12 protein-coding genes are annotated in these 13,777 nt (G+C 64.0%); 6 read left to right on the top strand and 6 right to left on the bottom strand.

All coding sequences use genetic code 11. From position 1 onward, the window contains the following. Positions 1 to 192: 192 nt before the first annotated feature. The 4 genes from ISG32_RS06005 to ISG32_RS05990 all read right to left on the bottom strand — a co-directional run bounded on the left by ISG32_RS06005 (position 193) and on the right by ISG32_RS05990 (position 5,282). Positions 193 to 471, bottom strand: coding sequence for a hypothetical protein (locus ISG32_RS06005; protein ID WP_194770091.1), 279 nt, complete (start codon positions 469 to 471; stop codon positions 193 to 195). Positions 472 to 783: 312 nt separating this feature from the next. After that, complete coding sequence (lspA, locus tag ISG32_RS06000; RefSeq protein WP_194770090.1) at positions 784 to 1,281, bottom strand: signal peptidase II; 498 nt, start codon at positions 1,279 to 1,281, stop codon at positions 784 to 786. Positions 1,282 to 1,283: 2 nt separating this feature from the next. Beyond that, positions 1,284 to 4,145 (bottom strand): isoleucine--tRNA ligase, encoded by a 2,862-nt coding sequence (gene ileS, locus ISG32_RS05995; RefSeq protein WP_194770089.1) that lies wholly within the window; start codon positions 4,143 to 4,145, stop codon positions 1,284 to 1,286. A gap of 90 nt (positions 4,146 to 4,235) precedes the next feature. Further along, a complete protein-coding gene (locus ISG32_RS05990) occupies positions 4,236 to 5,282 on the bottom strand; it encodes a bifunctional riboflavin kinase/FAD synthetase (protein ID WP_194770088.1) in 1,047 nt (348 codons plus the stop codon). Positions 5,283 to 5,448: 166 nt separating this feature from the next. Between ISG32_RS05990 and ISG32_RS05985 the strand changes: the two genes are divergently transcribed. The 6 genes from ISG32_RS05985 (at position 5,449) to ISG32_RS05960 (ending at position 10,907) form a co-directional block, all read left to right on the top strand. Beyond that, the gene (locus ISG32_RS05985; RefSeq protein ID WP_194770087.1) at positions 5,449 to 6,009 is read left to right on the top strand and encodes an HNH endonuclease; all 561 of its coding nucleotides are present in this window, start codon (positions 5,449 to 5,451) and stop codon (positions 6,007 to 6,009) included. Between the two features lie 253 nt (positions 6,010 to 6,262). Further along, a complete protein-coding gene (locus ISG32_RS05980; protein WP_194770086.1) occupies positions 6,263 to 6,769 on the top strand; it encodes a rhodanese-like domain-containing protein in 507 nt (168 codons plus the stop codon). Between the two features lie 20 nt (positions 6,770 to 6,789). Beyond that, positions 6,790 to 7,731 carry a serine O-acetyltransferase EpsC gene (gene epsC / locus ISG32_RS05975; RefSeq protein WP_194770085.1) on the top strand — a complete coding sequence of 314 codons (942 nt, stop codon included), beginning with the start codon at positions 6,790 to 6,792 and terminating at the stop codon, positions 7,729 to 7,731. A gap of 9 nt (positions 7,732 to 7,740) precedes the next feature. Next, positions 7,741 to 8,016 (top strand): helix-turn-helix domain-containing protein, encoded by a 276-nt coding sequence (locus ISG32_RS05970; RefSeq protein WP_194770084.1) that lies wholly within the window; start codon positions 7,741 to 7,743, stop codon positions 8,014 to 8,016. Positions 8,017 to 8,108: 92 nt separating this feature from the next. Then, positions 8,109 to 9,047, top strand: coding sequence for a family 2A encapsulin nanocompartment shell protein (locus tag ISG32_RS05965; protein ID WP_194770083.1), 939 nt, complete (start codon positions 8,109 to 8,111; stop codon positions 9,045 to 9,047). Between the two features lie 18 nt (positions 9,048 to 9,065). Continuing rightward, the gene (locus tag ISG32_RS05960; protein ID WP_407645030.1) at positions 9,066 to 10,907 is read left to right on the top strand and encodes a family 2A encapsulin nanocompartment cargo protein cysteine desulfurase; all 1,842 of its coding nucleotides are present in this window, start codon (positions 9,066 to 9,068) and stop codon (positions 10,905 to 10,907) included. Here the strand turns inward: ISG32_RS05960 and boxA are convergent. Continuing rightward, positions 10,901 to 12,238, bottom strand: coding sequence for a benzoyl-CoA 2,3-epoxidase subunit BoxA (gene boxA / locus ISG32_RS05955; RefSeq protein ID WP_194770082.1), 1,338 nt, complete (start codon positions 12,236 to 12,238; stop codon positions 10,901 to 10,903). The two genes, ISG32_RS05960 and boxA, sit on opposite strands and share 7 nt — an antisense overlap. 72 nt (positions 12,239 to 12,310) lie before the next feature. Beyond that, positions 12,311 to 13,738: a benzoyl-CoA 2,3-epoxidase subunit BoxB gene (boxB, locus tag ISG32_RS05950; RefSeq protein ID WP_194770081.1), complete on the bottom strand. Its 1,428-nt coding sequence runs from the start codon at positions 13,736 to 13,738 to the stop codon at positions 12,311 to 12,313. Between the last annotated feature and the right edge of the window lie 39 nt (positions 13,739 to 13,777).

Below are 13,777 nucleotides of genomic sequence, written 5' to 3'. Positions count from 1 at the left end.
GCATGGACTTTCTGCCATGGCGACGCGGCTACGGTTTGCATGGAGGCTGCCCATGACCGTTGCTTGGAACCGCACGGCACGGTTGGGACACGCCATCTAAATCGGGCTGTTCAACTGGCGCAGCGCGTTGCCGGAGTGGACCAGAGAGCAGCTTTCATTGTTTGACGCGAACTGAGCAAGTCGGACGGCGTTTCACAAACCCACGTCGTCCGATATCACGACTGGTGGTCCACCTGAAACATTGCAGGTGACCGTGCGGCCAAACACGCAATATGAGAAGGTGACGTTCAACGTGTATGACATTGCGCTGTCCTCATTGACGAAAGCCTGCATTTGCTCGGAGGCATGGTTTTGAAGAATCTGCAGCTCGGCTGCAGAGAGCGAAAAATCAGGGTATTTGTCAGTCATGTACATGCCTCTTGCGGGATGGGCAATCTCTCCGAAATCCGTCGATCCGAGAAGTGGAACCATGCGGCCATGTCCTGCAGCCGTGAGACAGCGCATAAGGCCATTATTAGGCGCTCATTGGTGTACGGATAGGACCGCTGTGTGGCGAACGCCAATGTATCTGCGCAGCGCTGAGTCTGTCAGGTTGACCTCTACATGCTTGAGCGCGTCGATGATCTGGCTGCCGGTACAACGTGATTGCTTCATGGTGGAGATTCTCCACTGCTCCGCGTGCAGGATTTTCAGGGAAATCACCTGTTTGAACGGAATGAAAAAAGCTGAGATCCATTTGCATAGAACTCAGCTCTTCATACGTGATTGAATGTCGATTGGCAACTACTTGCTTCGCTTCACCCTGAGCAGCTCATCGAGGATCAGACAGATCGCTCCCACGGTGATCGCACTGTCCGCAATATTGAACGCGGGGAAGTGGCGACCGTTCAGATGGAAGTCGAGAAAATCGACCACATAGCCGTGCTGCAGGCGGTCCACGACGTTGCCGATGGCGCCGCCGAGGATGCTGGAGAGCGAGAACGCGAACAGCTTCTGACCCGGGTGGGCACGCAGTTGCCAGACGATGAAGACGGCCGCCGCGACGCCGATGCCGGTGAACACCCAGCGTTGCCAGCCGCCCGCGTTGGCGAGAAAGCTGAACGCCGCGCCGGTGTTGTGGGCGCGCACGACATTGAAGAAGCTCGTGATGTACGTGGCGTCGCCGAGCTTGTAGTAGCCGAGGATGAGCACCTTGGTGAACTGGTCCGCGAGGAAGACCACCACGGCCCAGGCGAGCCAGGGCCAGATGCTTGCGCCGCCGGAGCTGCTGCCGCGCGCCATGCTCAGACGAACGACCGGGTTTCGCCGGTGCCGTAGAGATTGCTCACGCAGCGGCCGCAGAGCGTGGGGTGCTCGGCGTTCGCGCCCACGTCGCTCTGGTAGTGCCAGCAGCGGTCGCACTTGGTGTCTTGCGATGGCTTGACTTCGACGGCGAGTGCATCACCCGCCTTGAGCTCGACCTTCGAGACGATCAGCGCGAACTTGAGATCGGCGCCCAGCGACGCGAGCAGTGCATGGTCTTCCGGCGCGGCGGTGAGGACGATCTCGGCCTGCAGCGAGGAGCCCACGGCGCCGCTGGCGCGCACGGCTTCGATTTCCTTGTTGACCACGTCGCGGATCGCGCGGATGCGCTCCCACTTGGCGCTCATCGCGTCGTCGCCTGAGGCGATGGTGCCGTAGGTTTCAAGGAAGATGGATTCGGACGAGCCGAACACCTTCCACGCTTCTTCCGCCGTGAAGCTGAGGAACGGAGCCATCCAGCGCAGCATGGCGTGCGTGATCTGGTGCAGCGCGGTCTGCGCGCTGCGGCGCGCGTGGCTCTTCTCGCCCGTGGTGTAGAGGCGGTCCTTGAGCACGTCGAGGTAGAAACCGCCGAGGTCTTCCGAGCAGTACAGCTGCAGTTTGGTGACCACGGGGTGGAATTCGTACACCTTGTAGTGCGCGAGGATGTCCTGCTGCAGCGCGGCAGCGCGGGAGAGGGCGTACTGGTCGATCTCGAGCATCTGATCGAACGGCACGCTGTCCTTGGCGGCGTCGAAGTCGCTCACGTTGGCGAGCAGGAAGCGCAGCGTGTTGCGGATGCGGCGGTAGCCGTCCACCACGCGGGCGAGGATCTTGTCGTCGATGGCGAGGTCGCCCGAGTAGTCGGTCGATGCGCACCACAGGCGGATGATTTCCGCGCCCAGCTTGCCGCTCACTTCTTGCGGCGAGACGGTGTTGCCAAGCGACTTGCTCATCTTCTTGCCCTGGCCGTCCACCGTGAAGCCGTGCGTGAGCAGGCCCTTGTACGGTGCGCGGCCATAGATCGCGGAGGCGAGCAGCAGCGACGAGTGGAACCAGCCGCGATGTTGGTCGTGGCCTTCGAGGTACAGGTCCGCCTCGGGGCCCGAGTCGTGGTGCATCTCGTTGTGCGTGCCGCGCAGCACATGCCAGAAGGTGGAGCCGGAGTCGAACCACACTTCAAGGATGTCGGTGCTCTTGGTGTAGCTTTGGGCTTCTTCAGCGCCGAGGATTTCTTCGGTGGTCACGCGGCTCCAGGCCTCGATGCCGCCCTTGCCGACGATTTCCACAGCTTGGTCGAGGATTTCCATGGTGCGCGGATGCAGCTCGCCCGAATCCTTGTGCAGGAAGAACGGGATCGGCACGCCCCAGCTGCGCTGGCGCGAGATGCACCAGTCGGGACGACCGGCGATCATGTCGCGCAGGCGCGATTTGCCGTTTTCGGGATAGAAGCTGGTGTGCTCGATGGCTTCGAGTGCGATCTGGCGCAGTGTCTTTTCGGGCTTGTCACCGGCCTTGGTGAACACGCCTTCGCCTTCGTCCATGCGGATGAACCACTGTGCGGCGGCGCGGTAGATCACCGGCGTCTTGTGGCGCCAGCAGTGCGGGTAGCTGTGGGTGATGACGGTGGTGCCGAGCAGGCGACCGGCCTTGTCCAGCGCTTCGAGGATGACCGGCACGGCCTTCCAGATGTGCTGGCCGCCGAACAGCGGAAAGTCGGGCGCGTAGGCACCGTTGCCCTGCACGGGATTCAGGATCTCGTCGAGCTTCATGCCGTGCGCCATGCAGGACTGGAAGTCGTCCAGACCGTAGGCAGGCGCCGAGTGGACGATACCGGTACCGTCGGTGGCGGTGGCGTAGTCGGCCAGATAGACGGGCGACAGGCGCTTGTAGCCCGCGTCCACGTCGTACAGCGGATGTTCGAATTCCAGACCCGCGAGCTTCTCGCCCTTGGTCACGGCCAGCACCTTGCCTTCGAGGTTCCAGCGCTTCATGGTGTCTTCCACCAGCGTCTCGGCCACGATCAGCAGGCCGCGCGAGGTGTCCACCAGCGCGTAGGGCAGCTCGGGGTTCAGGTTCAGCGCCTGGTTGGCGGGGATGGTCCACGCGGTGGTGGTCCAGATCACGACAAACGCGTCCTTGTCGAGCTGGGGCAGGCCAAACGCGGCAGCCAGCTTGGCGGGCTCGTGCGCCTTGAACATCACGTCGAGCGTGTTGCTCTTCTTGTCCTGGTATTCGATCTCGAATTCGGCCAGCGACGATGCGCAGTCAAAGCACCAGTACACGGGCTTGAGGCCGCGGTAGACGAAGCCGCGCTCCATCACGCGCTTCAAGGCGCGCAGCTCACCGGCTTCGTTCTCGAAGTTCATCGTCTTGTAGGGATGCTCCCAGTCGCCGAGCACACCGAGGCGCTTGAAGTCCGTCATCTGCTGGGCGATCTGCTCGGTCGCGAAGGCGCGGCTCTTGGCCTGCATCTCGTCGCGTGGCAGGTTGCGGCCATGCAGCTTTTCGATGGCGTTCTCGATCGGCAGACCGTGGCAGTCCCAGCCCGGTGCGTAGAGCGCGTTGAAGCCCTCGAGCTGGCGGCTCTTGACGATCATGTCCTTCAGGATCTTGTTGACCGCGTGGCCGATGTGCAGTTGGCCGTTGGCATATGGAGGGCCGTCGTGCAGGATGAACTTGGGCGCACCGCAGCGGGCGTCGGTCAGCTTCTTGTAGATGCCTTCGTCCTGCCATTCCTTGACCCAGCCCGGCTCGCGCTTGGGCAGGTCGCCACGCATCGGAAAGGGGGTGTCGGGCAGGTTCAGGGTCTTGCGGTAATCCGTTTTGTCGGACGTGGTCGTGGCTTGCTGTTTATCGGACATGAGCTGAAGATTCTTGAAAGCGAACAAGCTCCGTCAATGACGCGGAGCTCTGAATACGAGAGATGCGGGGTGCAATGTGACGAGCGAGCGTCAAATTCGGTCGCGTGTCGTCTGACGCCGGGTTTCGGCATGCGTGGAGGCGGCAAAGAACGCGCGGGCATCATCGCAATCCTTGGCGATGCCAGCGGTCAGAGCGTCGAGGCTGTCGTATTTCAGCTCGTCGTGCAGTTTGTGCAGGAGTTCCACGCGGATGATTTTACCGTAAGCCCCTTCGGCCCCCAGATGGGTGGGCCATTCGAGGCAATGGGTTTCCAGCAGCACCCGGCCGCCGTTCACGTCGTTCGGGTCGATCGAGGGGCGCACGCCCAGATTGGCGACGCCCGGCAGGGCATGCTCCGCAAGGCCGTGCACGGCGACCGCGAAGATCCCGCTGGCCGCCGGTTTCCAGTGCTTGAAGCGCAGGTTGAGCGTGCGAAAGCCGTCCTGCTCCGCACCCGTCGCGGCCGAGCGGCCCAGTTGGCGGCCGAGCTTGCGCCCATGCACCACATGGCCGGAAATCGCATAGGGCCGCCCGAGCAGGCGCGCCGTTTCGACCAGATCGCCCTTGCCGAGCGATTCCCGCACGGCCGAGCTGGACACCCGCAGGCCGTGGACCTCGTAGCTGTTCATGCGCGCCACGTCAAAGCCATGGGCGCGCCCGGCGGCGTCCAGCATCGCGTAGTCGCCCGCGCGCTTGGCTCCGAAGCGGAAATCGTCGCCCACGAGCACGTATTTGGCGTTCAGGCCTTCCAGAATCACGTCGTTGATGAAGGCCTCGGGCGGCTGGCTGGCCAGCTTTTCGTTGAACGGCAGCACGATGGTCTGCTGCACGCCGCAGGCCGCCAGTTCACCCAGTTTGTCGCGCAGCGTGCCGACGCGGGCGGGTGCGAGTTCGGGCTTGCCCAGCTTGCCCGCGAAATAGTCGCGCGGATGCGGCTCGAACGTGAGCACGCAGCTGGCCACGCCGCGCTGGCGGGCCTCGTTGTTGAGCAGGGCCAGCATGGCCTGATGTCCGCGGTGCACGCCATCGAAATTGCCGATGGTCAGAGCACATGCCTCTGCGACACCCGGGTGGTGCAAGCCTCTAAAGATCTTCATCGCTGTACTTTTCTTTTGATAGCGTCACATGCCGCCAATAGGGCAAAAGACGCCATTTCGTCACGAAAAGAGTATATTGTGAGTCAGCTGGTCGTTTTCCAACCGATCCGGCACTGTTATCTGCGTTCCGAGTCTTGTTTTTCAACGGATGAACTGGAGGCGTGTGGTGAAGGTGTTGAAGCTGTCCGCTCAGGGCTTGCCGCAATCGTGGGTATCGCTGGAACAGGCGGTCACCCATTACGCGGCCGGCGAAGTGCGCTGGGAACTCGGCGCGCAGGTGGCGCTGTTCCGCGGCGGGCACAACGCCGTCACGGGCGAACAGTCCCAGATCGCGGTCAGCAGCATCATCGGCACCAAGGGCGTTCCAGCCATCGACCCGTTTCACCTCAAGCCCACGCTCAGCAACAGCAAGCTCTTCATCCGCGACCGCAACGTCTGCGCCTACTGCGGCGGTCACTTCCACGAGGAAGACCTCACCCGCGAGCACATCGTGCCTTTCGCAAGAAACGGCCAGGACCACTGGATGAACGTGGTCACCGCCTGCCGCCCCTGCAACCACCGCAAGGGCCCCCGCACGCCCGAGCAGGCACACATGCCGCTGCTCTACGCGCCCTACGTGCCCAGCCTCTGGGAAGACTTCATCCTGCGCAACCGGCGGATCCTGGCCGACCAGATGGAGTTCCTGATGGCGCATGTGCCGAAGTCTTCGCGGTTGTTGAACAGCTGATCGCCCGAGATCGTCAGCACGCCTTGAGGCGCTTCGCGTCTTCCCCGCTCGTGCATTGCAGAGCATCGGGTTCAGTCGCGCACATTCCTCGCTGAGGCACTTGGGTGCCTGGGCGGCGCAGCCTTATGCACTTTCCACCCAATCACATCGTTTTTTATTCTTTGTTGTGATTTGAACGCCCACCTACATTGAAGTCCATAGCCATCAGCCGATGGCGAATGGCGGAATGTGGCAACCAATGAGGTGAGCGATCATGAGTACGGTGGAACTGGATATCGCGGATATCGACGTGGCAGATTTGGCGCCTGTGCTGCAGCAGGCCATGGCCAGCGCGCAGGAGGAGGGGCTTCCTTACGCGGGCAGCGTGCCGCCTGTGCAGGCTTGGGAGCTGGTGCGGCGGGGGCAGGCGGTGCTGGTCGATGTGCGCACGGCCGAGGAGCGCAAGTTCGTGGGGCATGTGCCGGACAGTCTGCATGTGGCCTGGGCGACGGGGACGTCATTGAACCGCAATCCGCGCTTTGCGCGTGAGCTGGCGGCGCTGGTGTCCAAGCTGCCCAAGAACGATGAGCACGCACCTCCGGTGCTGCTGCTGTGCCGCAGCGGCAAGCGTTCGGCGCTCGCGGCGCAGGAGGTAGCGAAGGCGGGCGTGGCGCGGGTGTTCAACGTGAGCGAGGGCTTCGAAGGCGACATCGACGATGCGCAGCAGCGCGGGCACTTCAACGGTTGGCGCTTCCACGGGCTGCCGTGGGTGCAGGACTGATCGAGACGGAGGACGGCACCATGAGTACCTTCGATATTCCCGAGATCGTCAGGCAGCTGCGGCAGGTGCGCGACCAGTGGCGCGAGAAGCAGAACCGCACCGATACCGAGCACCGCGAATTCCCTTCGCGCGACGCGATTGCGCGTGCGGTGGAGTCGCTCAAGGGCGTGCTGTTTCCGCTGCGGCTCGGGCCGCCCGAGCTGCGGCATGCGACCGAGGATTTCTACGTCGGCCACACGCTCGACAGCGCGCTGCAGGCGCTGCTCGCGCAGGCGCGCATCGAGCTGCACTACCGTCAGCGTGGCAGTGCGGTCAGCGATCAGGAAATCGATGCGCAGGCGACGAACGCGCTGCATCAGTTTGCCCACAGTCTTCCGCAGTTGCGGCAATGGCTCGATACCGATGTGCTGGCCGCGTTCCAGGGCGACCCGGCGGCGCGCAGCGTGGACGAGGTGGTGCTGAGCTACCCGGGCGTGCTGGCGCTGATCCACCACCGCATCGCGCACACGCTCTATCGGCTGGAGCTGCCGCTGCTCGCGCGCATCGTCTCCGAACTCGCGCACAGCCAGACCGGCATCGACATCCATCCAGGCGCGCAGATCGCCTCGGGCTGCTTCATCGATCACGGCACGGGTGTGGTGATCGGAGAGACCGCGCAGATCGGTGCGAACGTGCGCATCTACCAGGCGGTGACGCTTGGCGCAAAGCGTTTTCCGAAAGATGCGCAAGGCCATCTGCAGAAAGGTTGGGCGCGGCATCCCATCGTGCAGGACGACGTGGTGATCTACGCGGGCGCGACGATTCTGGGACGGGTGACGATCGGGAGGGGCGCGGTGATCGGCGGCAACGTGTGGATCACCGACGACGTGCCGCCCGGCACCAACGTGTCGCAGGCGCGGCTGCAGAAAGATGTGGATTCGGCGGGGACTGCCACGGTCAGCGAGGCGCGCGTCGCCGCGTGAAGCATGCAGATGACTTCACAGACTTTCGTCCATGACTTCGGGCTGGCAGTGCGCCAGTTGCGCGAGGCGCGCGGCTGGTCGCAGGAAATGCTGGCGGCGCACTCCGATCTGCATCGCACCTATGTGGGCGAGGTGGAGCGCGGGCTGGTCACGCCGTCGCTGATCACGCTGCACAAGCTCGCGTCGGCACTCGGCATCAAGGCGTCGGAGCTGCTCTCGCGCACCGATCAGATCGCCGCGCTGCGCGCCACGCAATACCTGCGCTTGACGGCTATAGCCTGTTGAGGCGGTGGTCCGCGTCGCCAACACTTCGGCTACTTCTTTCGCTATTTCCTTTTCTTGTTTTCTTCTTCCGATCTCTTCAGGAGCCTTGTTCCATGACAGCAACCGTAGGCGGCACCACCGCACTGGGCGACAACGCAGCACGCCAGTTGGCCAACGCGACCAAGACCGCGCCACAGCTCTCGACCATCACCCCGCGCTGGCTCACGCACCTGCTGCAGTGGGTGCCGGTGGAGGCGGGCATCTACCGCGTCAATCAGGTCAAGAACCCCGAGGCCATCAAGGTCACATGCACCGCCAAGGAGCATGAGAACCAGCTGCCGCGCACTTACGTGGACTACGACGAGAAGCCGCGCGAGTTCTTTCTGAATGCCGTGTCCACCGTGCTCGACGTGCACACGCGCATCTCCGATCTCTACAGCAGCCCGCATGACCAGATCAAGGAACAGCTGCGCCTGACCATCGAGACCATCAAGGAGAACCAGGAGAGCGAGCTCATCAACAACCCGGAATACGGCCTGCTCGCGCAGGTGAGCGACGAGCAGCGCATCTTCCCGCTGAGCGGCGCCCCCACGCCGGACGACCTCGACGAACTGCTCACCAAGGTGTGGAAGGATCCGGCGTTCTTTCTCGCGCATCCGCTCACCATCGCAGCGTTCGGCCGCGAAGCGACGCGCCGTGGCACGCCTCCGCCGACGGTCAGCCTGTTCGGATCGCAGTTCATCACGTGGCGCGGCGTGCCGCTGATTCCTTCGGACAAGGTGCCGGTGGCCGATGGAAAATCCAAGATCCTGCTGCTGCGCGTGGGCGACCGCCGCCAGGGCGTGGTGGGGCTGTTCCAGCCGGGGCTGCCGGGCGAACAGGCGCCGGGGCTGTCGGTGCGTTTCATGGGCATCAACAACCACGCGATCGCGTCGTATCTGATCTCGCTGTACTGCTCGCTCGCGGTGCTCACGCCCGACGCGATTGCCGTGCTCGACGATGTGGAGATCACGCGCTATCACGACTATTCCGTGCTGGACACCTACAAGTAAACGGTGGAGGAGAGCGCCTTGACGTCGTCCATTCCCACCCAGCCTTCGGCCGCACCGGCAGCCATCGGGCACGAGCTGCAGAGCCCGCTTGATACGCAGCTGCTTGCGCAGCTCGCGTCGGCGATCTTCCGCAATGCGCCGGACGCGCCCGGTGCACCCGGTGTGTCCAGTGCGTTCAGTGGCTTCGGCGTGCAACCGCCGCACAACATCGCGCCGCCTGGATCGCCCTTCGCGAGCCCGGCGGGCTTCTCGCCCAACCTGCCGGGAACGCCCATTCCCCAAGGCCAGATTCCCGGCACCAACCTGCTGCCGAGCAATCCTGCGCAGGCGCTCGCGCTCGGGCATCGCCCGCAGATTGATCTGCCGAAGGCGCAGGCGGGCAATGGTGTGCCGGACGTGGCCTTTGCGGCGCTTCCGGGATACGAGCCGCGCCTCTCGGGCCTGACTGCGGCGGCGCCCGTCGGCACTCCGGCAGCGGGTGTGCCGTGGGCCAACCCGACGAGCCATGTGAGCAGCGCGCCGCAGTTCTACTTTGTGGATGCGGTGCAGTTGCCAAGCGGCTTCGTCACGCCCGCCAAGCCGCATCCGCATGGCGCGCAGGCCGCAACGCCCGCGTCGCATCATGAGCGCCATCCGGGCTTTGACGTGCAGGCCGTGCGGCGCGACTTTCCGATTCTCTCGGAGCGCATCAACGGCAAGCCGCTCATCTGGCTCGACAACGCGGCCACCACGCACAAGCCGCGTCAGGTGATCGAGCGCATCGCACATTTCTACGAGCATGAGAACTCCAACATCCACCGCGCCGCGCATGCGCTGGCCGCGCGCGCGACGGATGCCTACGAGCATGCGCGCGAGGTGGTGCGCCGCTTCATCAACGCTCCCGATGTGAACGAGGTGATCTTCGTGCGCGGCACGACCGAGGCGATCAACCTCGTCGCCAAAAGCTGGGGCGGCAAGCACGTGGGCGAAGGCGACGAGATCATCGTCTCGCATCTCGAGCACCACGCCAACATCGTGCCGTGGCAGCAACTGGCCGAGGCCAAGGGTGCGAAGCTGCGCGTGATTCCGGTGGACGACGAGGGGCAGATCCGTCTCGACGAATACCAGAAGCTCATCAATGACCGCACCAAGCTCGTCGCCATTGGCCATGTGTCGAACACGCTGGGCACGGTGGTGCCCGTCAAGCAGGTGGTGGAGATCGCCAGGCGGCGCGGCATTGTCACGCTGGTCGATGGCGCGCAGTCGATTGCGCACACGCCGGTCGACGTGCAGGACATCGGCGCGGACTTCTTCGTGTTCTCCGGCCACAAGATTTTTGCACCGACCGGCATCGGCGCGCTCTGGGGTCGCCGAAAGGTGCTCGAAGACATGCCGCCCTGGCAGGGCGGCGGCAACATGATCGCCGATGTGACCTTCGAGAAAACGGTGTTCCAGCCACTGCCCAACACCTTCGAGGCGGGCACCGGCAACATCGCCGACGCCGTGGGGCTGGGTGCTGCGCTGGAATATGTGGAGCGGCTCGGCATCGAGAACATCAGCCGCTACGAGCACGCGCTGGTCGACTACGGCATGCAGCAGCTCGGCAGCATTCCCGGTCTGCGCCTGATCGGCACGGTGCCGGGCAAGGCGAGCGTGCTGTCGTTCACCTTGGCGGGCTACACGACCGATGAGGTGGGGAAGGCGCTCAACGCCGAAGGCATCGCGGTGCGCACCGGCCACCATTGCGCGCAGCCGATTCTGCGGCGCTTCGGCGTGGAGACCACCGTGCGTCCTTCGCTCGCGTTCTACAACACGTTCGAGGAAATCGACGCGCTGGTGACGGTGGTGCGCAGGCTCGCCGGGCAGCGGCGCGCTCAGTAAGTCTCGAGGTGGAGGCGGCCTTGCTGTTTGAGCCTGGCCGCCACGCTGTCCCAGTCGAGGCCGGCCTGCACGATCACGTCGCGCAGCGCGAGCACCACGCCTTCTTCCATGCTCTTCAGGCCGCAGACATAGATGTGCGTGCTGTCATCGCGCAGCAGCTCGGCGAGGTCTACGGCGCGCTCGCGGATGATGTCCTGCACGTAGCGTTTGGGGCTTCCCGCCACGCGCGAGAACGCGAAGTTGGTGTCGATGAAATCCTTGGGTAGGTTCTGCAGAGGACCGAAGTACGGCAGCTCCTGTGGAGTGCGCGCGCCGAAGAACAGCATGAGCTTGCCGCCGTCGAACTTGCCGCTCTTGCGCAGGCGGCGTCTCCATTCGGTCATCGCGCGCATGGGGGCGCTGCCGGTGCCGGTGCAGATCATCACGATGTGCGAGCGCGGATGATTGGGCATGAGAAACGAGTGCCCGAACGGGCCGATCACCTGCACTGCATCGCCCACCTTGAGGTCGCAGAGATAGTTGCTCGCTACGCCGCGCACCGGCTTGCCTTCGTGGTCCTGCGTGACGCGTTTGACGGTGAGCGCGACGTTGTTGTAGCCGGGCCGCTCGCCATTGCGCGCGCTCGCGACGGAGTATTGGCGGGCGACATGCGCTCTGCCGTTGGCGTCCACGCCGAGCGGGATGACGGCGATGGACTGGCCTTCGAGCACTGGAAACGGCATCGCGCCGAAGTCGAGCACGATGTGGTGCGTCTCGTTGTCGAAGCCGGCTTCGGTGCAGTTGATGTTGCCAACCACGGTGGCGCTCACCGGGTTCTTCGGGCCATGCAGATTGGTGTAGGCGTGGGCGGCGGACCATGGCGGAACCGTTGCGCCATACATTGCCGAACGGAATTCGGCTTCGCGCATCTCTCCGGCATTCGATGCCAGCCCCGCAACGGCGGCAGCAGCGGCGACCGCGGCGATGGCTGCCTGCGCCTGCGACAGGTCTTCCAAGTCGGTGCCACCCGCCGAGCCTGAACTCTGCGCGGCTGCTGCGAGGCGTTCGGGTGGCAATTCCGGCGGCAAGGCTTCCCAGCCGAACTGATCTGCCACCGAATACGCTTCTTCCACGGGCACCTTGCGCCAGTTGTCGATGCTGCCCGTGGGGCAGGGCGAGACGCAGTCCATGCAGCCATTGCATTGGTCGGCCATGACGACGTAGTTGGTGTCGTCATGCGTGATGGCGCCCACGGGGCAGGTCGCCTCGCAGGTGTTGCAGCGGATGCAGATTTCCGGGTCGATGAGATGCTGGTTGAGGATGCCGTTCTCGATCAGCGTGGTGGTGCTCATGATCTGCTGTCTCCTTGCGACCGTTGGAGTGCCGTCTGTATCGCGGGCTTCGGCGATGCGTTTCGGTCCGCCTCAGTTGAAGCGCACGTAATCGAAGTCCACCGGCTGGCGGTTGATGCCCATGACCGGTGGCGCGATCCAGCCTGCGAACCTGCCGGGCGCGAGGCACTGCTGCATCAGCGACGCGACAAAGGCGCGGTCCGCGTCGCTCGCCAGCCATTCGTCCTTGCGCGTCTGCCATTCCTGCTCGGTCACCGGGCGGCCATCGGGGCTCATGCGCACGCCCGCGAGCGCGCCGATCTGGCGGTTGAAGGCCTTGTGCGGAACGATGAGGCGGAAGTCGATGCCCGCCTTTTCCATCACCTTGTTCCAGCGTCCGACGCCCGCGTTGGAGTCCTTGATGTAGTCGTCGCGCAGCACTTCGTTCAGTGCGTTGAGCATCGGCACTTCCTTTTCCTGGAGCTTGCCGTCCACCACTTCGAGCACCTTGTAGTGCTGATCGTGCAGCGCGTGGTCGTCCGCGCGCTTGCCTTCCTCATAACGCCCCTTGAGTCCCGAGCTGTAGAAGGTCGCGGCGTTGCTGGACTGGTCGGCGCCGAACAGGTCGATGGTCACGCTGTAGTGGAAGTTCAGGTAGCGCTGGATGGTCGGCAGATCGATCACGCCGGCCGCGCGCAGTTGGGCCACGTCGTCTGTCTTGAGCTCGTTCATCACCTGGCAGGTGCGCTGAAGCACGCGCGAGACGCCCGATTCACCGACGAACATGTGGTGCGCTTCTTCGGTCAGCATGAACTTGGTGGTGCGCGCGAGCGGGTCGAAGGCGCTCTCGGCGAGCGCGGCGAGCTGGAACTTGCCGTCGCGGTCGGTGAAGTAGGTGAACATGAAGAACGCGAGCCAGTCCGGCGTCTTCTCGTTGAACGCGCCGAGAATGCGCGGGTTGTTCTCGTCGCCCGACTGGCGCTCGAGCAGCGCCTCCGCTTCCTCGCGGCCATCGCGGCCGAAGTACTTGTGCAGCAGGTAGACCATGGCCCAGAGATGGCGGCCTTCCTCGACGTTCACCTGAAAGAGGTTGCGCAGGTCGTAGAGCGACGGCGCGGTCAGGCCCAGATGGCGCTGCTGCTCGACCGATGCGGGCTCGGTGTCGCCCTGGGTGACGATGATGCGGCGCAGGTTGGCGCGATGCTCGCCGGGCACTTCCTGCCAGGCCTTCTCGCCCTTGTGATCGCCGAAGTGGATGCTGCGTTCCTGATCGGCCGGATTGAGAAAGATGCCCCAGCGGTAGTCGCGCATCTTCACGTGGCCGAACTGTGCCCAGCCCTGCGGGTCCACGCTCACCGCGGTGCGCAGATAGACCTCGTGGTTGGTCGAACCTTCGGGGCCGACATCGTCCCACCACTTGATGAAGTTGGGCTGCCAGCTCTCCAGCGCGCGCTGCAAAGTGCGGTCGCCCGCGAGGTCGACGTTGTTGGGAATCTTGACGCTGTAATCAATGCTGCTCATCTCTCTTCTCCTTTGTGATCCGGTGCTTCGTGCTCAGAC

It is taken from the genome of Diaphorobacter caeni, assembly GCF_015354245.1.
In the GTDB taxonomy this organism is placed as follows: Bacteria; Pseudomonadota; Gammaproteobacteria; order Burkholderiales; family Burkholderiaceae_C; genus Diaphorobacter_A; species Diaphorobacter_A caeni.
The sequence above is the reverse complement of the archived record's forward strand: the minus strand, read 5'-3'. Positions and strand labels throughout refer to the sequence as shown.

What these genes read in the sequence shown, in the direction of transcription:
- ISG32_RS06005 (WP_194770091.1), bottom strand. Translation starts at nt 471, where the DNA reads ATGGTTCCACTTCTCGGATCGACGGATTTCGGAGAGATTGCCCATCCC.
- lspA (WP_194770090.1), bottom strand. Translation starts at nt 1,281, where the DNA reads ATGGCGCGCGGCAGCAGCTCCGGCGGCGCAAGCATCTGGCCCTGGCTC.
- ileS (WP_194770089.1), bottom strand. Translation starts at nt 4,145, where the DNA reads ATGTCCGATAAACAGCAAGCCACGACCACGTCCGACAAAACGGATTAC.
- ISG32_RS05990 (WP_194770088.1), bottom strand. Translation starts at nt 5,282, where the DNA reads ATGAAGATCTTTAGAGGCTTGCACCACCCGGGTGTCGCAGAGGCATGT.
- ISG32_RS05980 (WP_194770086.1), top strand. Translation starts at nt 6,263, where the DNA reads ATGAGTACGGTGGAACTGGATATCGCGGATATCGACGTGGCAGATTTG.
- epsC (WP_194770085.1), top strand. Translation starts at nt 6,790, where the DNA reads ATGAGTACCTTCGATATTCCCGAGATCGTCAGGCAGCTGCGGCAGGTG.
- ISG32_RS05970 (WP_194770084.1), top strand. Translation starts at nt 7,741, where the DNA reads ATGACTTCACAGACTTTCGTCCATGACTTCGGGCTGGCAGTGCGCCAG.
- ISG32_RS05965 (WP_194770083.1), top strand. Translation starts at nt 8,109, where the DNA reads ATGACAGCAACCGTAGGCGGCACCACCGCACTGGGCGACAACGCAGCA.
- boxA (WP_194770082.1), bottom strand. Translation starts at nt 12,238, where the DNA reads ATGAGCACCACCACGCTGATCGAGAACGGCATCCTCAACCAGCATCTC.
- boxB (WP_194770081.1), bottom strand. Translation starts at nt 13,738, where the DNA reads ATGAGCAGCATTGATTACAGCGTCAAGATTCCCAACAACGTCGACCTC.